At 42.1% G+C, this 26,124-nt stretch carries 18 protein-coding genes and 1 rRNA gene; 11 read left to right on the top strand and 8 right to left on the bottom strand.

All coding sequences use genetic code 11. The annotated features are described in order from the left end of the window. The first annotated feature begins 110 nt into the window (after window positions 1-110). The 4 genes from BUB99_RS19925 (at window position 111) to BUB99_RS19910 (ending at window position 5,287) form a co-directional block, all read left to right on the top strand. Complete coding sequence (locus BUB99_RS19925) at window positions 111-1,130, top strand: quinone-dependent dihydroorotate dehydrogenase (protein ID WP_073125738.1); 1,020 nt, start codon at window positions 111-113, stop codon at window positions 1,128-1,130. Between the two features lie 80 nt (window positions 1,131-1,210). Continuing rightward, a complete protein-coding gene (locus tag BUB99_RS19920) occupies window positions 1,211-3,796 on the top strand; it encodes a DNA translocase FtsK (protein ID WP_073125736.1) in 2,586 nt (861 codons plus the stop codon). 22 nt (window positions 3,797-3,818) lie between these two features. Further along, entirely contained in the window at window positions 3,819-4,457 is a 639-nt protein-coding gene (locus BUB99_RS19915) for a LolA family protein (protein ID WP_073125733.1), read from the top strand. Window positions 4,458-4,531: 74 nt separating this feature from the next. Next, window positions 4,532-5,287 (top strand): NRDE family protein, encoded by a 756-nt coding sequence (locus BUB99_RS19910; RefSeq protein ID WP_073125730.1) that lies wholly within the window; start codon window positions 4,532-4,534, stop codon window positions 5,285-5,287. On the opposite strand, the gene BUB99_RS19905 is transcribed toward BUB99_RS19910, so the two are convergent. Then, entirely contained in the window at window positions 5,280-6,902 is a 1,623-nt protein-coding gene (locus BUB99_RS19905; protein WP_073125727.1) for a S41 family peptidase, read from the bottom strand. The two genes, BUB99_RS19910 and BUB99_RS19905, sit on opposite strands and share 8 nt — an antisense overlap. Window positions 6,903-7,379: 477 nt before the next feature. Between BUB99_RS19905 and BUB99_RS20505 the strand changes: the two genes are divergently transcribed. Next, window positions 7,380-7,550, top strand: coding sequence for a hypothetical protein (locus BUB99_RS20505; RefSeq protein ID WP_158583964.1), 171 nt, complete (start codon window positions 7,380-7,382; stop codon window positions 7,548-7,550). A 3-nt stretch (window positions 7,551-7,553) separates the two neighbouring features. Here BUB99_RS20505 and BUB99_RS19895 read toward each other — a convergent pair whose 3' ends face one another. Next, window positions 7,554-9,473, bottom strand: coding sequence for a CASTOR/POLLUX-related putative ion channel (locus BUB99_RS19895; protein ID WP_073125722.1), 1,920 nt, complete (start codon window positions 9,471-9,473; stop codon window positions 7,554-7,556). 373 nt (window positions 9,474-9,846) lie between these two features. Here BUB99_RS19895 and BUB99_RS19890 point away from each other — a divergent pair, with 373 nt between their 5' ends. After that, a complete protein-coding gene (locus BUB99_RS19890) occupies window positions 9,847-10,443 on the top strand; it encodes a hypothetical protein (protein WP_139281128.1) in 597 nt (198 codons plus the stop codon). Window positions 10,444-10,504: 61 nt separating this feature from the next. On the opposite strand, the gene BUB99_RS19885 is transcribed toward BUB99_RS19890, so the two are convergent. The 5 genes from BUB99_RS19885 to BUB99_RS19865 form a co-directional block, all read right to left on the bottom strand. Then, the gene (locus BUB99_RS19885; RefSeq protein ID WP_073125717.1) at window positions 10,505-13,312 is read right to left on the bottom strand and encodes a TonB-dependent receptor; all 2,808 of its coding nucleotides are present in this window, start codon (window positions 13,310-13,312) and stop codon (window positions 10,505-10,507) included. A gap of 243 nt (window positions 13,313-13,555) precedes the next feature. Further along, window positions 13,556-14,839 (bottom strand): right-handed parallel beta-helix repeat-containing protein, encoded by a 1,284-nt coding sequence (locus BUB99_RS19880; protein ID WP_139281127.1) that lies wholly within the window; start codon window positions 14,837-14,839, stop codon window positions 13,556-13,558. 244 nt (window positions 14,840-15,083) lie between these two features. Then, complete coding sequence (locus BUB99_RS19875; protein WP_073125711.1) at window positions 15,084-16,073, bottom strand: AAA family ATPase; 990 nt, start codon at window positions 16,071-16,073, stop codon at window positions 15,084-15,086. A 202-nt stretch (window positions 16,074-16,275) separates the two neighbouring features. Continuing rightward, a complete protein-coding gene (locus BUB99_RS19870) occupies window positions 16,276-17,748 on the bottom strand; it encodes a DUF4301 family protein (RefSeq protein ID WP_073125709.1) in 1,473 nt (490 codons plus the stop codon). Between the two features lie 24 nt (window positions 17,749-17,772). Further along, the gene (locus BUB99_RS19865; protein WP_073125706.1) at window positions 17,773-19,614 is read right to left on the bottom strand and encodes a glycosyltransferase; all 1,842 of its coding nucleotides are present in this window, start codon (window positions 19,612-19,614) and stop codon (window positions 17,773-17,775) included. A 350-nt stretch (window positions 19,615-19,964) separates the two neighbouring features. Here BUB99_RS19865 and BUB99_RS19860 point away from each other — a divergent pair, with 350 nt between their 5' ends. The 5 genes from BUB99_RS19860 (at window position 19,965) to BUB99_RS19840 (ending at window position 25,681) form a co-directional block, all read left to right on the top strand. Next, window positions 19,965-22,409 (top strand): glycoside hydrolase family 31 protein, encoded by a 2,445-nt coding sequence (locus tag BUB99_RS19860; RefSeq protein ID WP_073125702.1) that lies wholly within the window; start codon window positions 19,965-19,967, stop codon window positions 22,407-22,409. Between the two features lie 13 nt (window positions 22,410-22,422). Further along, on the top strand, window positions 22,423-22,731 hold the full coding sequence (locus BUB99_RS19855) for an isoamylase early set domain-containing protein (protein ID WP_073125699.1): 309 nt from the start codon (window positions 22,423-22,425) through the stop codon (window positions 22,729-22,731). 71 nt (window positions 22,732-22,802) lie between these two features. Continuing rightward, the gene (locus BUB99_RS19850) at window positions 22,803-24,017 is read left to right on the top strand and encodes a glycosyltransferase family 4 protein (protein ID WP_073125696.1); all 1,215 of its coding nucleotides are present in this window, start codon (window positions 22,803-22,805) and stop codon (window positions 24,015-24,017) included. Next, the gene (locus BUB99_RS19845; protein WP_073125694.1) at window positions 24,014-25,060 is read left to right on the top strand and encodes a polysaccharide deacetylase family protein; all 1,047 of its coding nucleotides are present in this window, start codon (window positions 24,014-24,016) and stop codon (window positions 25,058-25,060) included. The genes BUB99_RS19850 and BUB99_RS19845 overlap by 4 nt, the downstream gene beginning before the upstream one ends. A 378-nt stretch (window positions 25,061-25,438) precedes the next feature. Further along, on the top strand, window positions 25,439-25,681 hold the full coding sequence (locus BUB99_RS19840) for an ISAon1 family transposase N-terminal region protein (RefSeq protein WP_073125691.1): 243 nt from the start codon (window positions 25,439-25,441) through the stop codon (window positions 25,679-25,681). A 351-nt stretch (window positions 25,682-26,032) separates the two neighbouring features. On the opposite strand, the gene rrf is transcribed toward BUB99_RS19840, so the two are convergent. Then, a 5S ribosomal RNA gene (gene rrf / locus BUB99_RS19835) occupies window positions 26,033-26,124 on the bottom strand; the annotation flags it as partial.

Below are 26,124 nucleotides of genomic sequence, written 5' to 3'. Positions count from 1 at the left end.
GACGACTCTGATCATTTGATTTCCCCGTCTCATATAGTCAAGTAAAAAGGACAATTGACCCCTAAGAATAGCAGATAAAAAATTAGTTTTGCGATCCAATATTCATATCTATGTACAAGTCCATTTTACGCCCCTTACTTTTCAATTTCAATCCAGAAAAGGCTCATCATCTGACCTTCTTCTTTCTCAAACTGGCTAAAAACATTCCTTTCGGGATTGGCTTGATCAAACTCTTTAGCCCAAGAGTGAAGTCTACCCCTCAGGAGCATTTTGGTCTCAAGTTTCCAAACGGGATCGGCCTAGCCGCTGGACTGGACAAGAATGCTGAGGCTATTGACGCTTTTGCTGCGCTTGGATTCGGATTTGTAGAGATCGGTACGGTCACCCCAAAACCACAGGCAGGAAACCCTAAACCACGACTGTTTAGACTCAAGGAAGACGAAGCACTCATCAACCGCATGGGCTTCAACAACGATGGCGTGGCAGTCATCAAAGAGAGACTCAAAAAAAGAAAATCCAAAGTGATCGTCGGGGGCAACATTGGCAAAAACAAGGTCACCCCGAACGAAGAAGCGGTCAATGATTACTTGATTTGCTTCAAAGAGCTATATCCAGTCGTGGATTACTTTGTCATCAATGTAAGCTCACCCAACACGCCTGGGCTGAGAGAACTCCAAGAAAAAAAACCACTGACAGATCTGCTATCAAGACTGATGATCGAGAATCGGAAAAAGAAAGAACAGAAACCTATCCTTCTCAAAATCGCTCCAGATCTAACAGATAGCCAGCTGACCGATATCATCGAGATCATCAAAGAGACCAAAATCGCTGGTGTCATCGCCGCTAATACGACAATCGACCGATCAAACCTCAAGACGGACTCAGACACCATCGAGACGATAGGAAACGGGGGACTCAGTGGAAGCCCAGTCCATGAAAAATCCACAGCTGTCATCCGCTACCTATATGAGCATTCGCAAGGAGCGTTCCCAATCATAGGCGTAGGTGGTATCAACTCCGCAGCACGTGCCGAAGAAAAAATCCAAGCCGGCGCCTGTATGGTACAACTATACAGCGGCTTCATCTACGAAGGCCCTCAGCTGATCAAAGACATTAGCCAAAAGCTGTAGAGCATTGACTCGTCTAGCAGACTAGATACCGAGAAATTTTGTTGTCAAATTGTTTATTTTACGCTCTGAAAAAATACTGAATGGCTAAGAACACATTTAAGAATCAGAAAGAAGACAAAAAGTCCTTTAAGCTCAATCTACCTCAACTAAACCTTGGTTTTTTGGAAGATCGACGGTTGCATTTATCTCTAGGTTTCTTAGCACTCGTATCCAGTTTATTTCTACTAACTGCATTCTTTTCTTATCTATTCACTGGCAAAGCTGATCAGAGCATCATCGGCAATGTCATCGATACCGGGGTCAAAGCATCTGGTATAGAAGCCGAGAATTGGCTTGGACTATTTGGTGCCTATGCCTCTCATTACTTTATATACAACTACTTTGGGATTGCATCATTTCTCATCCCGCCATTTCTCTTCCTTATTGGATACAAAACCGTCTTTAGACGAGAGATTCTACCTATCTCTCAGTCATTTTATTTCGTGTTATTCTTCTTGATCTGGATCAGCATCCTCATTGGTTACTTTATGATCAACTCTGAATCCATCTATGAATGGGGCTTTCTCGGAGGTGGCATAGGATTCGAACTCGCAGCACTCATGGATAGCCTCATGGGCTGGGGTACACTGCTATTCTTGATCTTAACCTTTGTCGTATTCACCATCTACTTCTTGAACATCACGCAAATGACGGGGTTATCTAGTATTAAACTCCCCAAAGATCACGCAATAAAGGAAGAGAAGTCAGCAGAAGAATCGAACGACGAAGAGGAAGCGCTTGATTCGGTCATGGATGACGAAAACTACGACACGTTACCAGACGAAGAGTCCGATGACATGGTATTGATCAGAAAGGAGAAAAAATCAGAGGACGATACCAATCCTGACGACATAGCTGCCATGGTCGCCTCTATTAAAGAAGAAGTAGAGGAAGAAGAAGCACAACTCAAAAAAGAAAATGAGGAAAGCTGGTCCGTAAACAAACCAAAAACACCTCCAAAGAAAGAGGACAAGCCAGGACTAGTTCTAGATGTCAATATTCCAGAGACCCCTCAGAGCAAAACACCTCCCTCTCCTATAAAACCAAAAGAAGAAGGAATAGCATTCGAGGCAGAGATTAACAAAACACCTGAAAAGTCTGCTGACAAACTAGAGAACTACGACCCCACCTTAGATCTAGGCAACTACCAATACCCTACTCCAGACCTACTCACCGACTACCCTAACAACGGCGTGCAAGTCACCAAAGAGGAGCTAGAGGAAAACAAAGACAAAATCGTCGAGACACTGATCAACTTCAAAATCGGTATCTCCAGTATCAAAGCGACCATTGGCCCTACTGTAACCCTCTACGAGATCATACCTGAGGCTGGTGTTAAAATCTCAAAGATCAAGAACTTAGAAGATGACATTGCACTAAGTTTAGCTGCGTTAGGGATACGTATCATCGCACCTATCCCTGGCAAGGGCACAATAGGTATCGAGGTACCAAACACTAACCGCGAAATGGTAGATGTTAAATCCGTACTCTTCACTGAAAAGTTCATGAAGAGCAAAGCAGAGCTACCTGTAGTGTTAGGAAAAACCATTTCCAATGAGGTATTCGTAACGGATTTAGCCAAAATGCCTCACCTATTGATGGCAGGGGCTACTGGACAAGGTAAGTCTGTCGGATTGAACATCCTACTGACCTCTCTAGTCTATAAAAAACACCCTTCACAACTCAAGTTTGTTTTGGTAGACCCAAAAAAGGTGGAACTCACACTGTTCAACAAAATCGAGAAACACTTCTTGGCTAAGCTACCAGACACAGAAGATGCCATCATTACAGACACTAAAAAAGTAATCCATACGCTCAATTCTCTCTGTATCGAGATGGACAACCGCTATGACATGCTCAAAGATGCGGGATGTAGAAACCTCAAAGAATACAATAACAAATTCGTCGAGCGGAGACTAAACCCTAACAAAGGACATAAATTTCTACCCTACATTGTACTCGTCATCGATGAGTTAGCAGACCTCATGATGACCGCTGGTAAGGAAGTGGAGACCCCTATCGCTAGGCTCGCACAGCTAGCGCGTGCCATTGGCATACACCTAGTAGTAGCCACACAGCGTCCATCTGTCAACGTCATCACGGGTATTATCAAAGCCAACTTCCCGGCAAGGTTATCCTTTAGAGTAACCTCCAAGATTGACTCACGAACGATTCTAGATGCAGGTGGAGCAGAGCAACTCATTGGTATGGGAGACATGTTGCTATCACTAGGTTCTGACATGATCCGTCTACAGTGTGGGTTTGTTGATACACCAGAGGTCGAACGAATCTGTGAGTTCATCGGTGACCAGCAGGGATACGAATCTGCCTATATGCTACCAGAGTTCGTGGGCGAGGACAGTGACAGCGGTGCGGTAGGAGAAGTCGACCTCAAAGACCGTGACGTACTATTCGACGATGCAGCCAGACTAATCGTCATGCATCAGCAAGGCAGCACATCTTTGATCCAAAGAAAACTCAAACTAGGCTACAACCGAGCAGGCCGCCTAATAGACCAATTAGAAGCAGCAGGTATCGTCGGAGCATTCGAAGGTAGCAAAGCCCGAGAAGTCCTCGTTAGCGACGAATACAGTTTGGAACAGTTATTGAATGAATTGAACGGATAATAAAAAATAAACCAAAAAAACAATGAAATTTATCATCACTAGCCTACTGCTGTCAGTACTCTTCATAGGGCAAGCTTCTGCACAAAAAGACCCTAAAGCCAAAAGCATTTTGGACGAGATGAGTAACAAATATAAAAACATCCCATCCTTCAAGGCTGACTTCACTTACAACATGGAAAACCCAGAAGCGGACATCAATGAAGGCTTCAAAGGAAAAGTAAGTGTCAAAGGAGAGCAATACAAAATCAGTATGGAAGGCCAAGACATTATGTTCGATGGAGAGAACGTTTGGACTTATCTCAAAGAAGACGGAGAAGTTACTGTTGCTCCATTCGAAGAGTCAGAAGAAGAAATATCACTTTCCAACATCTTCACACTCTACCAAAGCGGGTTCAAGTACCTATACCTAGAATCTAGAGATGGTGGAAAAACGGATGTAGTAGATCTCGTACCAGAAGATTTGAACAAAAACTATTTCAAAATCAGAATGCAAATCAATGCTGCTACTAAAGAACTCAAGACATTCAAAGTGTTTGACAAGTCAGGTAGTAGATATGTATACACCATCGTTTCGTTCCAAGAGGACAGTTCCCTTACGGACGCAGACTTTACTTTCAACAAAGCAAAGAATCCAAACGTAGAGGTAATCGATTTCAGATAACCACATGCGGTATTTAGATACTAGGCTCTGTGGGAACGCAGAGCCTTTTTTATTGGTTTTAGAAAAAACATTCCATGTGCACAATTTTCCTTTCTTGGCAGCAACATCCGCAGTTTGATCTCATAGTAGCTGCCAATCGTGACGAATACTACAGACGCCCCACAACACCCGCACACTACTGGCAAGATGCTCCACATGTCTTTGCCGGACGAGACGACATAGGTAGAGGCACGTGGATGGGTGCCACAACGAACAGAAGATTTGCAGCACTCACGAATTTTCGTAATTTGGATGCTATCTCCGACAATGCCCCCTCACGAGGTGGCCTAACCAGCGATTTTCTCAATAGCACCACCAGCCCTCAGGATTACCTAGCTAACATTCAACGCGAAGACCTCAACCACAATCCATACAACCTATTGGTGGGAGATAAAGATACCCTTTGCTACTATAGCAACATGTCCAAAAAAATCATCCACCTAGAACCTGGAATTTATGGATTGAGTAATGGGTACCTAGATGCCCCTTGGCCTAAAGTAACCGAAGGAAAAAAAGAGTTTATACAGGCACTTAACATGCCGTCCCAAGATGAGTTATTAAGTATACTCCAAAACAAAGCAGTAGCTGCTGACAACCTACTTCCAAAAACTGGAGTGCCCTATGGTATGGAGAAAGCGCTCTCTGCACTATTTATAGAGCTAGCAGGCTATGGCACACGCTGCTCTACCATCATCATGAGAAACAAAAAGGAGACGCTATTTACAGAAAAATCTTACTCACTAGAAACGCAAGTAGAAAGACTCATCACTGAGACGATACTGACTACATAGCCTCTATGGATTTGGCCTTATCAAACAAGCCAAGGGCTTCATTATATATTTCACTCGTTTGATTCCAAATAGGATAGAACCCGTTGTTGTTCCAAATACCACGAGCTATCTGTGCTTTGACATAGAGCTTTATCAGTTCCTTAGAATGTCCAAATTGCTTGGCATTGTATTTAATATCGTTGGTTTCCGCTACTTGGATCAGTTCATTGAGCATCGCTGAGTTAATAGCAAAAGACTTAAAATAATAATCATATCCCATATCAGTCAGTCTCTCCTTGTGATCTTCCGAATACTGTAGCGCATACTCTCTTATAGAGTTAGAGGTAAAAAGCTTATTTAGATACGGGGAATTACCCACCGTATCCAATGGCACGTAGACATCTGGAATGATACCACCGCCTCCGTACACGATTCGCCCTTTGGCCGTCTTAAATTTTAGAGAATCAATCACACTGACACTATCTGCGTTATACATCTCACCAGACTCATAGCGACCGTAGATATCGTGGTAGTAATCATCGATCCCGTCCGTGTATGCCTTTTGGATCGATCGTCCACTAGGGGTGTAATAGCGGGATATTGTCAACCTCAGTTCCGACCCATCACTCAGATCGATCGGCATCTGTACGAGTCCCTTACCAAAAGACCGTCTACCTACGATCAGTCCTCTATCATTGTCCTGAATAGCTCCTGACACGATCTCCGAAGCTGACGCACTCCCTTCGTCTATCAGTACGATCAAAGGCTGCTTTTCGAACGATCCTGTTGTACCTGCTCTATGTTCTTGATTGTATCTAAACTCCTTTCCTTTCGTGAACACAATCATAGGATCACCTGCCAAAAATTCATCCGCCATTTTGATCGCTCTATCCATGTATCCCCCAGGGTTACCTGTCAGATCCAAAATAAGCTGTGTCATACCCTGCTCCTCCAGTCGAGACATAGCCAGCTGAAATTCATCAAATGTAGTAGCCGTAAATCGATTGACCTTGATATATCCAGTCTGCGCATCTATCATATAATCTGCATCCACAGAAAACTGAGGTATCTTATCACGCGTAATTTCAAAATCTAAAAGCTCATCGACATTTTTTCGTAGCACAGTCACAGTTACCAGAGAGCCTTTTGGCCCTCTGAGCCTATCTAACACACCTCTCGTTCTAATACCTATACCTGCTACGAGCTCTTCATTTACCTTGATAATTTTATCTCCCGTCATCAGCCCTACAGCCTCTGAGGGACCTCCACTGAGGGGTGCTACGACATAGATTGTATCCCTAAAAATATTGTACTCAATCCCTATTCCTTCGAAGTTACCTTGTAACTGAGAGTGGCTCAGCTCTTGCTCCTCTGCTGGGATATAAACGGTATGAGGGTCGAGATCTTTGAGCATTGCAACAATCGCATCATCGACTAGTTCATCTTGATCTACTTCGTCTACATAGTTCTCGTCGATATAGTTGAGTATCTCTCGAAACTTGAAAGCACTCTTTCGAGAGTTGACCGTATCATTACTACCCCCTGTAACATTAGCACCTATAAAGATACCTGCAGCAATGGCCACACATAATAACAAAGGAAGACGAATCTGGGAGGTAGTGTTTTTGATACTCATAGAATACTATTTTGAAAGTAAAACGAATTTACTCCAAAAAAAGATATGAGAAAACACTAGAAAGACTAAAGGGAAGGGAAATAAAAAAGACTGGAAAGTATCAAACGTCCCAGTCTTTTTCGTGGTTACTTACTTTTTCGTTTGGCAGGACAAATGCACATACAATTGCCGCCACAAACAACACGATGATTAAGCCTAACATTGCCATAACTCTGTAGTGTTTTAGTTGAGCTTCAAAGATATATCCATTCCTTATCTGGACAAAGAAACTACCTATCATTATTTCATCATTACGAATGAAACCTTGCTAAATAAGTGGTATTCAGTAAACTTATAATTAGGTAATTCACTGATGTAATTGAACATCGCTTTAGCCTAATATTGAACATTATTTTGTAATACATTGATAATCACGGTGGACAGACAAATTCCCTTATTTCTCGTTTATTTTGAAGACCACCAAAAACAACTAAAAAGATGAATCTTCCGGCATTAGAATCAGAAATTGCAAAAAAGATCCACACGTTGAATGTAGATCAAAAAGTAGACATCATGCAATACATCAACCGTATAGCAGGTACTACCACCAAGGAGAGCTATAGAAATAAGGCTATTAGAGAAATCAGAAGGGCACTAAGTTCTATCTGAGAATTAATCCTCGGATAGAACTATTATTTCGTCCTTCTCAGTAAAGTTGATATATTCTGCCTTGTCAGGATTGACAACTACACCATACTGCTTCTCGACGTTCCTGCTGTTTGCTAAGATTCTGTAGCCTATTGCTACTTGATTGAGCTGGGCAGCAGATTCAAGCACAGTATAGAAATTGACAGGCTTACCAGGAGTCACATACTCCTTGGCAGGCTTGATGTATATCTCCGAACCATCTGCATCGAATAAATCCTCGAACACACGCATCAAAAACTTGTTCTCAGACACCTGAGTCATCAATAGACTAAGTAGCTTATCACTAACAATAAAGTCATCCGCACTGGTAATATCTGCGAGCTGACGGTTTTTCATATCGATCATCTCACTCACGAGATTCAAATGTTTCTCCGTACGCTCTGCTATACTTCTGATATGAAGCAGGGTAATCAACGTCTGTGCATCCGCCTCTTGTACAGGGAAATGCTGCTCATAACATAGCAACATGATATAATCGAAACTAGGGATATTAAGGTTTTCGAGCGTCTCTCTTTCCGTAGTTTCTGCTTTGACAAACTCAACAGACAAATTTTTCAAATTTGATTTGAGCTTCTCTATGACAGGAATAGGATCCTCAAATTTTGACACGATCTTCAGCGTAGAACCAAACGGTGCATACTGATCGAGCTCACTAATAATGTTCTTTGCACGATCATTCCATCCGATAATAAGAATTTTTTCATCTGCTTGACTCGGGTCATCAGGGTGTACGACACGAGACTCATCAATCTCATAGTCAGTTCGCCCAGAAGGAATTAGCGTATCATCATCTTCAGTGATACCAATAACTTTGTCTCCATCGTTAAAAACCGTATCCATCGGTGGGTTAATAGCCACTGTACCATCTGCAAACTGAATCCCCATGATGGCAGATTTCTCATAAGCAAATATGATGTCTCTAAAGGTCTTACCTACCAGCACTTCTGTCTTTTCGTCTGTGAAGTAAATCTCGTCACCATCATAATCCATGAGCTCTATATAGACTACACTCAGTCCCGATTGCCTACTAGTCTGTACCATGATTCTAGAGATGAAATCATCTGACAAAATCAACTCGACCTCATCCTTACCTACCATCTTAGCCACCTCAAGGTTTTTACTATCAGTAATCTCCGCAGTAATGTGGTATGGCTCAGAACGCAACTCTTCTCTCCTAGGGTTTGTCACGATCGCTACGATCGTTTTTATAATTTGTGAATCAGAGTTCTCGTTATCCTTATCTAGGATGATGATAGACTTAGAATCGAACGGGTTCGCAATATGAATATCATCTATATCAATAGGATCACCCGTTCTGCAGATCACACGTGTATTACGTGTATCTCCGACTTTCAATTTGATCTCATCTTCCATCTCCACCTTATCCTTGTCTGCAAGGATAACAATGACGCCTTCTTTCAAATTTTCGTTTGCTTCAATCAGCTCCGAAATGATAGTAAATATTTTAGAAGACCAACCTAAGATCAGTGTATGGTTTCTTTCTATAACAAATGAACGTCCCTTTCTTAACTCCTCTATTTTGGTCAGGATACCATTGGACACCAAACCAATAAGTGTAGACAATACCACTACCCCAATCAGTGTCACGAAGAGCAGATAACTACGCATACCCCAGTCACTATCTGTATCCCCTAGTGTACCAGGGTCCAGCATGTGTATCATGTTTTCCCATAAGGAATCAAAGATGGTGAACGAAATAGATTGGTCAGGATGTATCCCCGAAAGAATGAGGATCACGGCTAGAATAAATACTAATACCAACGTAAGAAGAGCTAATCCTCCTATCAATGTACCTGTACCTTTTGATATATAATTATCAAAAGCATATTTCAATCTAGCTGTTAAGGGAGCTGTTTTACTCATGTATTCAGACGTATCTAAATATTTAAATCAAATAATTTTCCATAAACCACTCAAAGCCAAGCAGAAATACACTAAGCAATGCAGGTTTGACAAGTGGCAAAAATAGTTCAATATTGGAATTATCAGGACTTTAATCAAATTATATCTTTGCATTCTAATCTAACTCTAATCCCTTGCTTCACCTATACCAAAAGCTATCTGTACATCCTAAAATAGGATATTGGCTAATAGTGAAATAAGACAATATTTATGCACTCTCAGCAGTAGTTTATTAGTCAACCACGTATAAAATGGATCAATAGAACTTGAATTATACAATTGCACTCTATATTTGAATCCACACCTAGGCACGATTTCTGTAATGATCTCACGAATGAAAGCTACATATTTATTATCGCTAACTCTTTTACTGATAGCTTCCCATTCGACGAGTCTGAATGCTCAAAACTACTCCCTCAATGTCACGGAGAGCCACTTCACAGTAGGAGGTCAAAACTATCAAGGATACAGTACTCGATTTACCCTCCCCTACAAGCAAGTCAAAAAAGTGTGGTGGCGCTATATTAAAGCAAAAACCTACATATACAACCACAAGACACACTACACCCTCACACTACCTGCCAAAGGAGATGCAAACACACCTGTAACCTTCGTCTCCAAACTGGAAAAGGGAGACTACCGCGGACCACTACTCATGGTCGCACCAGCAGACGAGAGTTTGAATCCCCAACAAAGTACTGCCTTAAAGAAGGATTTGAAGTTCCTCTTGATTGATTTCAAAATAGAATACTACACAACTATCCTACAGAATCAAATCGACAAACAGGAACGAGCCAATCGCAAAACTAGCAAAGACCTCCACCGCCTCAGGCGTAGAAACTCTCCTCATGCGGATAAGCTAGCCGCACAGCTAGAAGCAGGTCAGCGCCAACTCGATGCACTCAAAACCTCTCTCAAGCAGATAAAATAAAAGCCGATCCATCAGAGATGAATCGGCCTATCTTAGGGTAGATTGGTTTTTGGTGTTTTATTTAGAAGTTGTAGGTATACTTTAGATTAAACAATCTTCCTGGCTTGTAGAGAGAAAACAATTCCTCCTCATTACCAAACTGGTACACCATCTTATTCTCAGCTTTCAAAAGATTCTTAGCCGTTAAGCTAATAGTTGATTTTCTATCTTTACCTAAATCCTTTGATACTTTAAGGTTTAAACTATTGAATGGTTTAGTATAAACATTAGGCACATTAGATATTCCAATAAAGGTAAGCGTTTCCCCTTGAACGTTGTAAGACACGTTAGCTGATAAGCCGAGTCTATTGTTTTCATAACTCATATAGGCATTAACGACATATGGAGATTGACCTGTCATATCTCTATACTTTTCCACGCCATCTTCTGACCCTTGATATGAAACCTCAGTATCATATTCTGAATCACCATTTTCATTGACAACTACTGTTTGTCTATTGACCTTTGACACAATCAGTGAGAGATTCGACCCTACCGATAGGTTTTCTAACACTGGGCTGATAAACATCAAATTCTTTCTCAACTCAAGTTCAGTACCATATACTGCCGCTTCACCCACATTTCTCGGTTTCAACTGACCTGGGTTATTAGGGAAGAAAACCAAAGCAATGTGATCCGTAAAATCCTTATAGAAGGCAGATACAGACACCATCTCATTGGCAGAAAAGAAGTACTCCCAGCGAAGATCATAATTATATATCTGCGCTTGTTTCACATCCAGATTCCCTGAAAACTGTGTTCTAGTAATTGGATCTTCAATAAATGCAGATGACTTTTCTTTAAAAGAAGGTCTAGCCAATGTTTTGTTAAAAGAAGCTCTCAAGTTCATATCATCTTGTAAAGCATATACAAAATTCACTGAAGGTAGCAAATTCGTTTCGTTCAGCGTCTCAGTATTCTCTTCGAGTTTCTGCGAATTATCCTCTAGCAATCTCACACCTGTGTAATACATCCTTGCGTTTTCGACTCTTACGCCATAAATCGACTTTAGCTTAGTAGTAATTTGCATCTCGTTCATCAAATACCCTGCAAGGATTGTTTGCTTCCCTTCATAGTTATTATATTCATTACTATTATCCTGAATATACAATCCATCAGGGTTGCTAGATGAATATAGATTCTCTTCATGCAACAACCAGTTAGGGTCATTGTACTCTACTTGGAACGCCTCCAAAGGATCATAATCATAGCTATACACCTTAAATTCACGACTTCTAACCGTCCCTAGTCCTCCAAATTTTATTTTATTACTTTCGTTGAGTTCATAAGTAAAGTCTAATTTAAAACTTTCACTAACTTCGGTCAAACCTCTCCAAAATCGATTCATTGCACCCCCATTACTAAAACCATAAGAACCATCATCCTCATTGATTCTCGTGTCTCTATAGTCTGGATCTGTTATTTTAGAATACAAAAGTGAATTAGACCAATCGACTCTCAACTTATTAAACTGATGCTTACCATAGGTGATATTGTTAGTCATTGAACGCTGGGTGTAAGCCAAAATATCATTGTTGATATTGGTAGGATTGTTTAGTGCTGTAAACCTCATCTCTCTCTCCAGTGCTGTCGAAACACCATTTTGCGTGTGCAGTAGATTAGTCCCAATCGTATGATTATCAGTTTTAGCAGCCAAAGATAGCAAACCGCTCCATAGCACATTGTTAGCACTCAAGTCTCCCACTGCACTAAAGTCTCTTTCCAAAGACACTTCACTAGAGGTGCGATCCTTTTCATACCTTTTTCTAGTAAAACCTTCATAGTAAATATTCGTGTTTTTATAACTCAATACTGCGTTATATCCCCATGTCAGTTTTTCTCTTTGAATCTGATTTCTGTGAGAAAATGATAATCCAGTATTCATAAAACTAGTTGATCTACTTACTCCCAGTGTCGGATCAAACTTTCGAGTAGTCTCTGCTACAAAGTCATTTGGCAATGTAGGTATCTCTGTACCTTTAGCGATAGGCAACTCTCTTTGTCCATTATCCCATCCTAAAAAATCAGTAGATGACCCATTATAACTCACGCTGTTTGATTTGAAGTGCATATCAGGATTGTAACCCATTGAGACAGAAATGGATGTTGACTCCTCATCTGGAAATGCCTTGGTTTGTATATCTACCAACCCGCCTGCAAAATCACCATTGAGGTTAGGCGTGAAGGTCTTATAAACCATAACGTTCTCAAGAACGCCTGTAGGAAAAATATCGATCTGGACATCATTCCGATCTGGGTCAAGCCCTGGGATCATCATACCGTTGAGAGAGGTCTTGGTATATCTATCTCCCAAACCTCTTACGTAGACGTATTTTCCTCCCTGCACAGTCACTCCAGTCACCCTTTTCATAGCAGATGACAGATTACTATCTCCTACTTTCTTAAAAGCCGCAGAAGAAATACCATCCACTGTGTTTACTGATTTTTTTTGAACAGAAAGCAATGCTACATCATTGTCTCTAATCTGCTCTGCGGTCACGACTACAGATTCTAGCTGCTGTACATCTTCTGAGATAGTCACATCGAGATTTGTCACCTCTCCGTCTACGACCTCTACTCCTTCTATGGTTTTTGATTGGTAGGAAATAAACTGCACCACTACTGTGTGCGTACCCGCTGGTAGACTCAAAGAGAAGTTACCATCAAAATCAGCGACAGAACCCTGTGTAGTTCCTTGTTTCGTAACGGTCGCTCCAAATAGCCCTTCTCCCGTCTCTCCATCAATAATCTTACCTCTAAGGAAACCATTCTGCGCTGAGGCTATACTAACTAGGCATACCAAAAGCGTTGCTAATAAAATCTTTTTCATTTTCTGAATTTTCTAAATCTGCCGCAAATTTAGAGGGAGACGTCTCTGAGAATCAGCTTTACAGTTTATCAATTATTTATGATATGAAAAGCAAAAGCGACTCTAGATAACATTAACATAACATATTAAATAAAATACGATAACACAGGTAACGTACGGAAGAGGTCAGAGCATCCAAACGACAAAAGGCGCCATACCAAAGTATAAGCGCCTTTCTAATTCAGAAAATGATTTTAAATATTCTTACTCTTCATCAAAGCTTGAAGTGTAAACTTCAAAAGAGGAAGTGTTTACTTTAGAGAATGTCAAGTCTCCCATCGCTACATTGTAAGCAGCATCTTCTTCTTCTTCGTAATCCTCAGTATCTACATCGAAAGAAGCAGAAAGTTTTACTTTACCGTCTTCGAATACTACATTAGTGACAGATCCTTTTGCTTTCGATTTGAAATCAGCAGTCGTAGATGCGCCTCCAATAGACAAGATTGAACCGTTTTTCAATACAAATGTATCATCCATTGCTCCCTCTCTACCGTCGATTTCCAATCCTTCATCAGAATTTCCATCTACATACACTACGAAGTTGTCAACAGTACCAGCGTAAGACTGATCCACATCCAATCCATCATCACCTACAGCGTATACTAGAACATTAGTCGCATCAACAGTCCCACCGAAAAATTCAACTCCATCATCAGAGTTACCATAGATTTCTATGTTTTCAATAGTAGTACCGTTTCCTACACCACCGAGTGTCAACCCGTTGATTTCACTACCTTCAGCAATTTGAGCACCACCATGTCTGATAGACACATACTTCACTACGCCTGAGTTATCAGCAGCGTTGTCTCCACCATACTGACCGTTGGTATCTTCTGCATCTACACCTTCGATTTGTGGATTATCCGTTTTAGCACTTACAGGTGCTTTACCTAGGATCACGAGTCCACCCCATTTCCCTTTGTCATCTTGATCAAGGGTAGTTCCAGTCATTTGACCTGGAGTGATATCATCATCAGAAGAAGTCATGATAATTGGGTTTTCAGCAGTTCCTTCTGCCATGATTTTACCACCTTTAGCGATCATTAATACAGCAGCATTCGCCCCTGTTAAAGACGCATCTCCTTTTATAACAGTACCTGGTTCGATAGTCAATGTAGCACCATCAAGGACAGTTACTCTCGCTTTCAACACATAAATAACATCTGCACTCCACGTTACATCTTCGCTTATGTTTGCAGTCACATCAACTGTAGTAACTTCAACTACTTTGATCGCATCAGCTGCTTTTCGAGCTGACCCCATTTGCCCTGCATTATATGCCAATGTCCATCCGTCAAATACTGTCAAATCGCTAGCACCTGTTGCAGTTGCATCAGAAGTAGCTTGAGCATCAACAGCAGCTTGTGAAGCAGCAATCACTTCTGTTTGTTTCTCTTCAGGAGTCAAGCTCGGAGAATCGTCTTCAGAACATGAGATCATAGAACCCATGACACCACCCATCATTAAAAGAGATAATAACTTTTTCATTGTTTTAATTTTTAAATATTCCAATTGTATAGTTTCAATTTTGTTTCGCAAAACTGAATCAGGACGACCAGACCATGATGCACGAACTGGTTATGTTTATGTTAAAGAAGGTTGATGCATTGTGACGGCTTCTTTACGTGTGTTAAGAATTTGTGAAGCGATCATAAAAAAAGCGCCTCCAAGGAGGCGCTTCGTTATTTCATATCATTCGAGAGTATTATCAACTCTCCATATTGCTTTATTTTTATCGATTAACGTTGATTTTATTCAGTAGTGTTTTTATCAACGCCTGAGTCGTGACTCCATCCGCTTCTGCTTCGTAGTTAAGAATGATACGGTGATTAAGCACATCACCTGCTACCTCTTTGATATCCTCTGGCAATACAAAATCTCTCCCGTCCAAAAAAGCTACCGCTTTAGCAGCTAGATTCAAATTGATCGATGCACGTGGTGAAGCACCAAACTGGATATAGTTCGCCTCCTGCTCCATGCCATACGCTTTAGGATCACGTGTCGCAAAAATCAATTCGATGATATATTTCTCTAGTGACTCTGAAAGGTTAACTTCATTAATCGCCTTTCTGATTTCAAAAATATCTTCTTTCGATAGGACGGTGTTTACTTTATTATCAAACTTCATATTCGACATACGACGCATGATTTCTAGCTCATCTTCTTTGGATGGATAATCTACATGGACTTTCATCATGAATCTATCGACCTGTGCCTCTGGCAGTGGATACGTCCCTTCCTGATCTACCGGGTTTTGAGTTGCTAGCACTAGAAACGGTCTATCTAACTGAAAAGTAGTCTCACCTATCGTTACTTGCTTCTCTTGCATCGCCTCTAGGAGTGCAGATTGCACTTTGGCAGGAGACCGGTTCACCTCATCTGCCAAAATCAGATTTGAGAAAATCGGCCCTTTCTTCACTTCGAAGTTAGACGCCTTCTGATTGTAAATCATCGTACCGATCAAGTCCGCTGGCAACAAGTCTGGCGTAAACTGTATCCTTTTGAAGTCCAAATGCAGGACATTGGCGAGGGTATTGACTGTAAGAGTCTTGGCCAAACCAGGCACACCTTCGAGCAAAATATGCCCTTGGGTAAACAGTCCTATCATTAGGCGGTTAACCATGTACTGCTGTCCTACCACGACCTTACCTACCTCATCATAAACTTGTTTTACTTTCTGCTGTAGATCTTTCTTCTCTTCTGTACTTGCGCTTGTTTCCATTATTTAGCTATTCACTATTTTCTTCAAAACTCAACAAATGTAAAAGACTTGGCTATTTTTTGAAATACATTGCCCGCCTTGACCAAGGACTTTCACCCTACACGACAATAGACTTCATCTCAAAACACGACAAAAAGCCCTCCACAGGGCTCAATCAGCCAAAAACCATCCCTTCCATCTGGCGGTTAAAAATTGTTAAATCTTATTGATGGGTTTCTTTGAGTAGATCATTGACCGTTTTGACGGGGTTAAAGGTAGAGATCGGAACCTCGACAAACAACGTATTCCACTTCGCCATCGCTCCATTCCATAGACCTGGTAGCTCCATCGCTTTCAGATCTTTACCGTTCTTTGACTTGCTCGTAATAAAGCCCGTTTCGTCATCACGGTATTGTAGCAAATCAAATTTCTTCCCTTGATAATCTTTGGTCGCACAGATAAGATCTACAGGATTGAAATGTGTAGAATTCTTAAGCATGGCAGACTTTTCTGCATTTTCCAAATCAATCTGTGCAGTCTCCGCGATTTGTAGCGATGCACTACCGTCGGACTCTTTGACCCAGAATGGCCCTCCGCCTGGTTCTCCCGTATTCTTGACCATTCCACAGATCCGAATCGGCCGATTGAGTCTGGTCTTCAATTCAGCAACTTGCTCATCCTTTGACAGATCAGCAAACCCAACACTTGTTTTCAAGAAGTATTTTTCATCCAACTGTTTGGCGACTGCTACAGGATCATTTATACCATCTTTCAATAGACCAAAAACCTCGTTTTGATAGCCTACGAGTAGTCCTGCCAAGGCCTGCTTATATGCATAAGTATCCGCCTTGAGACGATCAGGTACTACATTATCTATGTTTTTAATGAAAATAATATCTGCATCCAGATCATTAAGATTCTCTAGCAAGGCTCCATGCCCGGCAGGACGAAACAGTATCGTGCCGTTATCCTCACGGAATGGCGCATTGGCATGATCTACAGCTATGGTATCGGTAGATGCCTTTTGCTGTGAAAACGTAATGTCGAAAGTAACCCCAAACGCTGATTCAAACCCGGGCTTTACCTTTCCGACCAAATCTTCAAACTTGGGCAAATGCTGCGGCGATACCGTGAAATGCAAATGCACCACTCCATCTCCTGACTGTGCATAGTGCACGCCTTCCACGAAATGCTCTTCCAGTGGTGTGCGAGCACCTTTTTCGTATGGATGAAATTGCAAAAGTGCTTTGGGCAAAGAGCCATATTCCATTCCTTCATCAGACAGTAATTTGTCCACTACTTCGTGCGCTGGCGCAGCATTGATATCTTCAAAATACGATGAGAGCTCATCATAAAATGCAAAATCGGCCAACCCGTCCATAAAAACCTGAGCGGCTTTATTTTCTGCTAGGTTTTGATCCGCCACGAAGGCAAAAAGATCTTTGAACATACGTGTCGCTGCACCTGATGCTGGCACGAACTTTAGTACCTTTTTATCAGCCTTTGCTTCCTGATATTCCTTAGTCAACGCCTCGACCTGCGCCTCCGAAAGATGAATAATTCCATCCCCCACAGCAGCTGCACGTTGGACATCCAGATAGGGAAACCCTTTCTTGAAATTTTCGATTTGACGCTCGACATTGCTCAAATCACTCCCTCTCTCCGCTATAAATATCTTATCTTCTTCGTTCAACATTGTTATTGTTGGTTATTGGTTTTATTAGTTTTCTATTGGAAATTTCTCACATGCCAGGTCATAGGCATGCTCATAGTGCTTGATCAGGTTGACCCAGTCAAACGCTTCAGAAAGATCCTCTGCTTTATTTCTTGTTTCTATTCGTTTTCTACTACTACTCATCACGAAAGTGAGCATCTTTTCGGACAGTTGCTCCGCTGCAGTATCATAGTCTTGATTGGCACGCTCTATCATATAGAGGCCATGTTCCTCATCCCCCATCGGTAGTCCCTTGACATAGTCCCCGAACCCAGATAGGTCGGAGGTCACAGCAGATACTCCCCGTGCCAGACACTCGACTGGAGTATAGCCCCACGGTTCGTAGTAGCTAGGAAAAATCCCCATATGACACCCTCTCACGAACTGACCATAATCCATCCCAAACAGTGGACTAGTAGAGGAAATGAAATCTGGATGATAAACGATTTTCACCTTGTCAGACTCATAGTTAAGTAGATTGGCACTCCGGAGATAACTAAGCACTTGATCATTTCCATCATTGATCAGATTATGTGTCACAACACTAGGCAGTCGATCAGACTTCCACGACTGTATGGTACGTCTGTAGCGCAGTTTCCAATAGTCATCTACTAGCTCATTGAGTATTGGCAATCGATGATCGGAATTCACCGCAGCAGCTTCGAACAGACGCCTTTTCAACTGTTGCATGATGGACTCACAGTTGTGATCAATCTCCTCCATCACTGCTCTAGAAGTCATTACTTCCTGATTAATACTATGAAAAGGCTGCTTGGTCACAAAGAACATCACCACCGTCTTGTTGACGTTTTGCTCTTTCATCTTATGATTGAGGCGAGCCAGTGCCTCCAAGGTTAGATCATATCCCTTATTTTTAAACTCAAAACGTCCTGAAGTAAAAAAGTAAATGACATTATCCAGATCAAAAGAATAGGACTGAAAAAAGTGTCCCATTACAAAATGGTTGATCTGTTCCTTGTAACGGTGATGTAGATTTTGCACCTCATGAACCACTGAGAAGCGGTCTATATTGAGGCCATTCGGCAAAATAGCTTCCGGACTCCTGCCTAGCAAATGCACACATTCTTTGGCAGTCACTTCACTCACTGTCGTCAGCACATTAGCACCATGCGCACAGGCTCGCTCCAGCCGAGCGATAGTATCTACATTAAAGTTCCGTGCTTCAGTCTCCCAGTTCAAATATGGCAAATGATCATAAAAATACGGATCATTCATCGCCAAATACCGCCCCAGCAAAGTTGCATGAGTCGTAAAAATCGTTTTGATAGGAATCTGCTCTCGGCGAATATCAGGAATAGCAGTCCCAGCCATCCACTCGTGAAAGTGTGCCAGCAACTCCACCCCTTGCTCCAAACATACTCTAGCAAAACGGGAAAGGAACTCATGCACCATATACCCAAAGGCCATCACCTCATCTATCAAAGAATCGTGATGAGAAAACTCGATGTGATGGTTTTGCCAATAGTAATATTTGATATTTCCCAACTCGTGCATAACACTATGCGGATTCAACAAAACAGTCTGTGGCCTACCTGACACCAGCCATGTCCCGAACTCCACATCCCAGCCCATCTCTCTGAGTTCACGCGCTACCTGTGCTATCGGGCTATTAGAGTATGGATCTGGCTCGAAATCAGAACTAACGTTAGAGTTGATCTTTGGCCCCAGCAGGAGATAGTTATCCTTCCACTTATCGACCATCACAGGTGCTTTGGATCGGATGACCGTATATATGCCTCCGACTTGATTACACACCTCCCAAGCCACTTCGGTGAGCATTTTATCTTCTAGTTTTGGTTCTTTGCTTTGTTGGATTCTCCCGCTCATGCTTCTTTGTTTGAGATTTGGGAAAGATAATAAGTCTTCCCGGACAGGCAGAAACTTTGCCTTACATTTTTCCCTGCACTGGCACTATTTGTAATTTATATGCGGTTTGACAGTTTCAAAGCATCAAAATACCACCGACACTTCTTCTTATTCTGTCAATCCCTGTTTATTCCATTATTATTTTAATAATGTTACCCTATATCTACTATCTTTTTAATGCAAGATGGAGGATTAGAAAAGCTCTTTTTATGAGAAGTGAAAATTTCACACATTATTAATCTGGGCGGCAACTAAATCAAAGAGATAGAGTTGAGGAAAAAGTATATTTGTTTCAATTAAATGAATTGAAAATGGAAGAAATTTCAGGGGGAACCATACCTGTAGATAAATCAAGTGATTTTTCAGGCAACTATATTGACAATTTCAAAGGCAAGGATGCAGAGGAGTTTTACTCAGGCAAATACGCCTCTTGGGAAAAGAAGAATGACGCTTTCATCATCCATGGCACGGGTGCTTCGTTAGAGGTTACGGTAGTGCATCAGGACATCATCAAGTTTCGACATGGTAATGACGGCTATTTCGAAGATGACTTTTCCTATGCGATAGATCCTGCATTCGAGCCTAGTAGTACCGAATACAAATTTGAGGAACTCAAGGCAAGTTTCCTTATCAAAACTACCACGCTCCGCTGCTATATCAATAAAGAAAACCTCTCCGTCAAAATCACCAACCTAGTAGGCACCGTAGTCTTCCAAGACGAAAAAGGCTACCACTGGCAAGATCACAAGTACCACGGGGGCACCATCAATATTTGCACGAAAGTGCTCCACAAAGGAGAAAAATTCTACGGGCTCGGAGACAAGACTGGCAAGCTAAACTTGATCGGTACCAAACGCGAACTGTGGGGTACGGACTGCTATGGCTATGGCAATGATACGGACCCTGTCTACAAGAACATCCCTTTCTATATGGGCCAGCATAGCCAAATAGGTTATGGCATATTCATGGACAATACATTCCGCAGCTTTTTTGATTTCGGTAAGGAAAGGGACAATGCCTGTAGCTTTTGGGCACAGGGTGGGGAGATGCGATACTACTTCATCTATGGGCCAAAACTCATAGATGTGGCGCAGAAATACACTCTCCTCACAGGTACAGCAGCATTACCACCTAAATGGGCGCTAGGCTACCACCAGAGTAAATGGAGCTATTATCCAGAATCCGTCGTGCGAAAACTGGGCGAGGAATTCAGAAGTCGCAAAATTCCCTGTGATGTCATTCACCTAGACATAGACTACATGGATGGCTTCAGGTGCTTTACTTGGGATAAGCAGAAATTTCCTAAGCCAACAAAAATGATCGCTGACCTGAAAAAAGATGGATTCAAAACTGTCGTGATCATCGATCCAGGTATCAAAATCGACAAGAAATACAAAGTCTACCAACAAGGTAGAAAAGGCAATCACTTTTGCAAACGCATGGATGGCGCACTCCTCAAAGCGAGTGTATGGCCTGGACCATGTCACTTCCCTGATTTCACGAGAAAACTCACGCGAAAATGGTGGGGTACGCTCTACGAAGGACTCGTCCATGACGGAGTAGACGGGGTATGGAACGATATGAACGAACCTGCGACTTTCGAGGATGGCACCTTTCCTAATGATGTTCGCTTCGACTTTGATGGACACCCATGTAGCCACCGCAAAGCACACAACGTTTATGGGTCATTGATGGCACAGGCTACCTGCGAAGGACAGCAACGCTACCTAGACAACAAAAGAGCCTTTACCATCACTAGATCAGCCTATGCGGGTGTACAACGGTATGCATCGGTCTGGACAGGAGACAACTCTGCCAGCTGGGAACAACTCAAACTAGCCAACATTCAATGTCAGCGACTCAGTTCATCAGGGATTTCTTTTGCGGGATCAGATGTAGGCGGATTCATCGGCTCACCCAACGGCGAGCTCTTTACGCGATGGATACAGATGGCGGTTTTCCACCCCTTCTTTCGTACCCACTCTTCTGGAGACCATGGAGACAAAGAGCCTTGGAAATTCGATGCGCAATATGTAGATATCGTCCGCCAGTTCATCGAGATGCGTTACCGTATCTTGCCTTACATATACACGACCTTTTGGCAGTACAGTACTTCAGGCATACCAATGTTACGCTCGCTACACATGGAGGCGCACATCGATCCTGAGACCTTCTACAGGGAAGAAGAATTCATGCTGGGTGATCATCTTTTGATCTGTCCGATCTCTGAGGAGAAAGCTGTCAGTAGACTCATGTACTTACCTAAAAGTCACTGGTACAACTACTGGACAGGTGCGATCGAAGAAGGACAGCGAGAAATCAAAGTATCTGCCCCACTTAACCAGATCCCGCTATTTGTACGTGCAGGTGCCATGATTCCTGAACAACCTACCATGCAATATGTCGGTGAGATTATCGTCGAGGAGCTCACGCTCAACTTCTACAAACCTTTTGTAGAAACAATATCGAAACTCTACGAAGACAAAGGCGACGGCTATGAATACAAAGACGGACAGTGCTCTGTCAAGACATTCGTCTCTACCCCATCGGACATGAGCAAATGGAAAATCAAACAATCCTGCGAAGGACAGTTTGATACGGAATACCACCAGTACATTGGCAGGTTCCATGGACTGGATGACAAACCCAACTCCATCATGGTAGATGGCAAGGAATGTCTTGCAGATAGCGAAATGGTAAACGGCGTGCTACAACTGAAACTTTCGATCAATTTCAACGAAGTACTTATAAACTAAACCCTCTTCTATCATGAGTATTAAAAAGCAATTTTTCAAATCCAAGGATCTATGCAAGGTCACTTGGACGATCAACAAAAAAGAAGCAAAAGGCATAGAGAACATTTCACTCTCTGGCAGTTTCAACAATTGGAGCCTACAAGAGAATCCTTTTACAAAAATGAAAAATGGCAACTTCAAACTCGTCATGGAACTACCTAAAGACGTTAGCTACGAGTACCGCTATTTGGTCAACGGGACACAGTGGGTCAACGAAGAAGAAGCGGATCGCTATGTTGACAATCGCGTCTCCAATGAGCAAAACTGTGTTTTAACGCTCTAAAAACTAATCCTAACCTTGGCAGATAAACGGACTTTTCTGCCAAGGTTATCCACCTTCAACCAAACCATCTCATGAATAAACTAAAAATCCTTATGCTAGGACCTGGCGAGCCTAGCGCTAAAAATAGCGGTCTCGGTATCGCCGCTCATGAAATCTCCCAATACCTCTCGCATCACAGCACGCTAACCATTATACAGCCAGATGACATGGAAGCGTTAGACGCTATCGAGAACAATATTTCCCTCTCCAAACAAAGAGTAAACCTAGCGGACTTCAGCGATTTCAACGTTATCTCCGAAATCTCTAAAGTCAACATCGAGACGGCTATCTCTCCCTACTGGAGTGATCAAAACACCAGTCGTACACCCAACAAACAAGAAGCCCTTAAACTGCAAAACCAACTCAATGATTTTTCGAATCAAATCGCAGAGGCTGCTGGCCAAGTAGACTATGATGCGGTCTATGCACACGACTGGATCACCTTCCGAGCAGCCATAGACATAAAACGTAAACTCGGCAAACCACTCATCCTACATGTACACTCCTTGGACTATGACCGTAACTGCGGAAATGCAGGATCATGGGTTTTTGACTTGGAAAAAGAAGCCTTCCAAAAAGCAGACAAGATCATCTGCGTCAGTCACTACTCCAAAGACATCATCAATAGCCACTATGGGATCCCTGAGGACAAAATAGAAGTAGTACACAATGGATGCAAACAGCAAGACTACCCATCATACAAAAGTCCATTCAAAGAAAAAATCGTCCTATTCGTTGGTCGATTGACCGGACAAAAAGGACCTACTAAATTCTTAGAAATCGCCGAAAAAGTAGATGAGCTCTACCCTAACAGCCGCTTTATCATGGCAGGAGAAGGTGACCTATACAAATCTCTCATCGAAGCAGGCGCACACTCAGCAGTCGCCAGTCGATTTCACATCACAGGCTACCTACAGGAACCAGATATGATCAAGACCTACGCCATGGCAGATGTATACTGCATGCCTTCGGTATCCGAACCGTTTGGTCTCACAGCGCTAGAAGCCGCTGCTGCCAAAGTCCCCATGGTACTGTCCAAAAACTCTGGTGCGTCTGAGGTACTGACCAGCGCGCTCACAGCAGATTTCGACGACAGTGACAAGTTCGCCAGACACATCGTATCCCTGCTCAAAAACGAAAAAGTAGCGCACCATATCGCTAGCGAAAACAAATCGCTACTTGATACACTGACATGGGATAACTCCAACAAAAAAATAATGCGTATCATTGAGTCTACCACCTCATGAACAAAACACTATCCCTAGCACTGATTTTTGATTTCACCTACTCTCTGGAGTCATTTACCCTTTTTGATATAGGGCATCAAAACCCCTACTTCAAACCCATCCAGTCAGAAGAGAATTTCATGATTGCCTATCAGGGGCAACATCGTGAGACCCTCCATGAGGCAGTTCAGCTAACTACTCAGGATGACACGCCGATCTCACTCTACTTGTCAGGTTCTTTCATCACGCTGATGTCTAAATTCGACCCAGAAACCATCACCCTGATCAAAAAAGCCTTAAAACAAGGCAAACTATCCCTGCTGGGAGGCACCTACCATCACAGCCTCGCTTCTATCTACTCCTTTAAAGAGTTCATCTCGGATATCAAAACACACCAAAAACTACTCAAATCTACCTTTGATTACCATACCAGCTACTTTTACAATACCGAAAACATATACTGCAACGATATCGCTGACACACTCCATGAGCTAGGTTACAAAGGATTATTTGCAGGAACGATAGAGTGGTACCTATGGAAAAATAAAGAAATGCGCCTCTTCCATGCCACGAACCAGCCCGAACAGTCAGTTTTCCTACTGGACAATGACAGAGGAGACAGTCTCTTTTCCGATCCCGATAGACACACACATTTTCTACAGTTCGATCCGCAGACAATTAATTCCTTTGGTGGCCTGAAAAGCATCGTGCAAAAAGCCAGACAGAAAGCCAAAATCCTCTCCCTCGATGAGCAAGTAATCAATACCCAAGACACTACTCCCTACAATATCAAATCCCCCGTCATGGGAAGTGTACGAGGACTTAGCCTAGAGTCATTCCATAGCAATGCCTTACAAAATCGCGCCCTCAAAGAATACTACAAACTCGAAGACCCTGTCAAAAAAACCAAAGGCCCAGACATGCTCCACGACTGGGCGTCACTCGGCAACATCCAGTATTTTCTACAGATGTCTAAAGACGAAGACCAACACCTTCTCCCCTACGACTACTACAATATCTACATGAATATCCTCAACGACTTTACCCTACGACTGATCAAATGACTACAGATGTAATTATCTTAAAAAGACACGTGGTTAATTTAGCACACCTCTTCTTGCAAAATAATATCAAAAACACACGATCATCTTGTTAAGAAATGGTTCGCACCACCAATGCCAATACAAAATAAAAAACACAATATAACCTTCCTTCTAATAACACTCTGGAGTGTAGGTTTTTACTTTAGTGTATCCGACTTAGAAACCAGTGTTTCAGCGTATCCAGCCAGTTATTTGACTATGGCAAATATCGAAATAGTATACCTCAGAAATTAACACCAAAACAAAACCTAGCATTCTATCTCGGAGGACAGTACAGCTCGTATCGGATCAGTCTGTATCTCTGGGGGGATGTTATAATTAATTTTCTTTGCCAGAAAAATGAGCATTGGAAAAGGAGTTATTGAGTTTGTTGTTGCCGAGGGTATGTTGGATTATTTCGAAGTGGTTTCGATGAAGCTAAGGGAGAAGCAATATTTCATTTACCTAGAAGAGAAGAATATTCACCCCGAACAGTTTAAAGGGGATAAGTTGACCTCCAAAGGCTTTTATGATGAGATTACGATTCAGGATTTTCCAATCCGTGGTAAGCCATGTTACTTGAGGGTAAAATGCAGGAAATGACTCAATAAAGACACGGGTAAGAATGAAAACAGGGGTTGGAGAATGTCATTGATGAGATAGCTAATAAACGTACATAAAACAGATCGCTCCGTATTTCTGGGGGAGAGGTAGTAGATCACTTCGTGATTCAAGATTCATTGTTCGAAATTCATTATTTTTTTTCGTGAATAACCATCTCTTATAAGTCCTTGAGGTTAATTTGAATGATTGGAATAAAAAATATCGAACTTGTCTACCGAGTTTATCTCTCCAACTTTACCGACTGATCCAGTCTTTGAGCTAATATTTATGGATCAAAAAAGTATAGACGAAAAAAAACCTTGACTACACTGTAATCAAGGTTTTGATAAAAACTGGCAACGACCTACTCTCCCACGTATTACCGGAGTACCATCGGCGCTGAGGGGCTTAACTTCTCTGTTCGGAATGGGAAGAGGTGGACA

It is taken from the genome of Reichenbachiella agariperforans (assembly GCF_900142205.1).
Lineage (GTDB): Bacteria > Bacteroidota > Bacteroidia > Cytophagales > Cyclobacteriaceae > Reichenbachiella > Reichenbachiella agariperforans.
Note: the sequence above shows the minus strand (reverse complement) of the source record. Positions and strands in the feature narration are given on the sequence as shown.

What these genes read in the sequence shown, in the direction of transcription:
- BUB99_RS19855 (WP_073125699.1), top strand. Translation starts at nt 22,423, where the DNA reads ATGAGTATTAAAAAGCAATTTTTCAAATCCAAGGATCTATGCAAGGTC.
- BUB99_RS19885 (WP_073125717.1), bottom strand. Translation starts at nt 13,312, where the DNA reads ATGAAAAAGATTTTATTAGCAACGCTTTTGGTATGCCTAGTTAGTATA.
- BUB99_RS19865 (WP_073125706.1), bottom strand. Translation starts at nt 19,614, where the DNA reads ATGAGCGGGAGAATCCAACAAAGCAAAGAACCAAAACTAGAAGATAAA.
- BUB99_RS20505 (WP_158583964.1), top strand. Translation starts at nt 7,380, where the DNA reads ATGAATCTTCCGGCATTAGAATCAGAAATTGCAAAAAAGATCCACACG.
- BUB99_RS19880 (WP_139281127.1), bottom strand. Translation starts at nt 14,839, where the DNA reads ATGAAAAAGTTATTATCTCTTTTAATGATGGGTGGTGTCATGGGTTCT.
- BUB99_RS19850 (WP_073125696.1), top strand. Translation starts at nt 22,803, where the DNA reads ATGAATAAACTAAAAATCCTTATGCTAGGACCTGGCGAGCCTAGCGCT.
- BUB99_RS19860 (WP_073125702.1), top strand. Translation starts at nt 19,965, where the DNA reads ATGGAAGAAATTTCAGGGGGAACCATACCTGTAGATAAATCAAGTGAT.
- BUB99_RS19920 (WP_073125736.1), top strand. Translation starts at nt 1,211, where the DNA reads ATGGCTAAGAACACATTTAAGAATCAGAAAGAAGACAAAAAGTCCTTT.
- BUB99_RS19840 (WP_073125691.1), top strand. Translation starts at nt 25,439, where the DNA reads ATGAGCATTGGAAAAGGAGTTATTGAGTTTGTTGTTGCCGAGGGTATG.
- BUB99_RS19905 (WP_073125727.1), bottom strand. Translation starts at nt 6,902, where the DNA reads ATGAGTATCAAAAACACTACCTCCCAGATTCGTCTTCCTTTGTTATTA.
- BUB99_RS19925 (WP_073125738.1), top strand. Translation starts at nt 111, where the DNA reads ATGTACAAGTCCATTTTACGCCCCTTACTTTTCAATTTCAATCCAGAA.
- BUB99_RS19875 (WP_073125711.1), bottom strand. Translation starts at nt 16,073, where the DNA reads ATGGAAACAAGCGCAAGTACAGAAGAGAAGAAAGATCTACAGCAGAAA.
- BUB99_RS19895 (WP_073125722.1), bottom strand. Translation starts at nt 9,473, where the DNA reads ATGAGTAAAACAGCTCCCTTAACAGCTAGATTGAAATATGCTTTTGAT.
- BUB99_RS19870 (WP_073125709.1), bottom strand. Translation starts at nt 17,748, where the DNA reads ATGTTGAACGAAGAAGATAAGATATTTATAGCGGAGAGAGGGAGTGAT.
- BUB99_RS19845 (WP_073125694.1), top strand. Translation starts at nt 24,014, where the DNA reads ATGAACAAAACACTATCCCTAGCACTGATTTTTGATTTCACCTACTCT.
- BUB99_RS19915 (WP_073125733.1), top strand. Translation starts at nt 3,819, where the DNA reads ATGAAATTTATCATCACTAGCCTACTGCTGTCAGTACTCTTCATAGGG.
- BUB99_RS19890 (WP_139281128.1), top strand. Translation starts at nt 9,847, where the DNA reads ATGAAAGCTACATATTTATTATCGCTAACTCTTTTACTGATAGCTTCC.
- BUB99_RS19910 (WP_073125730.1), top strand. Translation starts at nt 4,532, where the DNA reads ATGTGCACAATTTTCCTTTCTTGGCAGCAACATCCGCAGTTTGATCTC.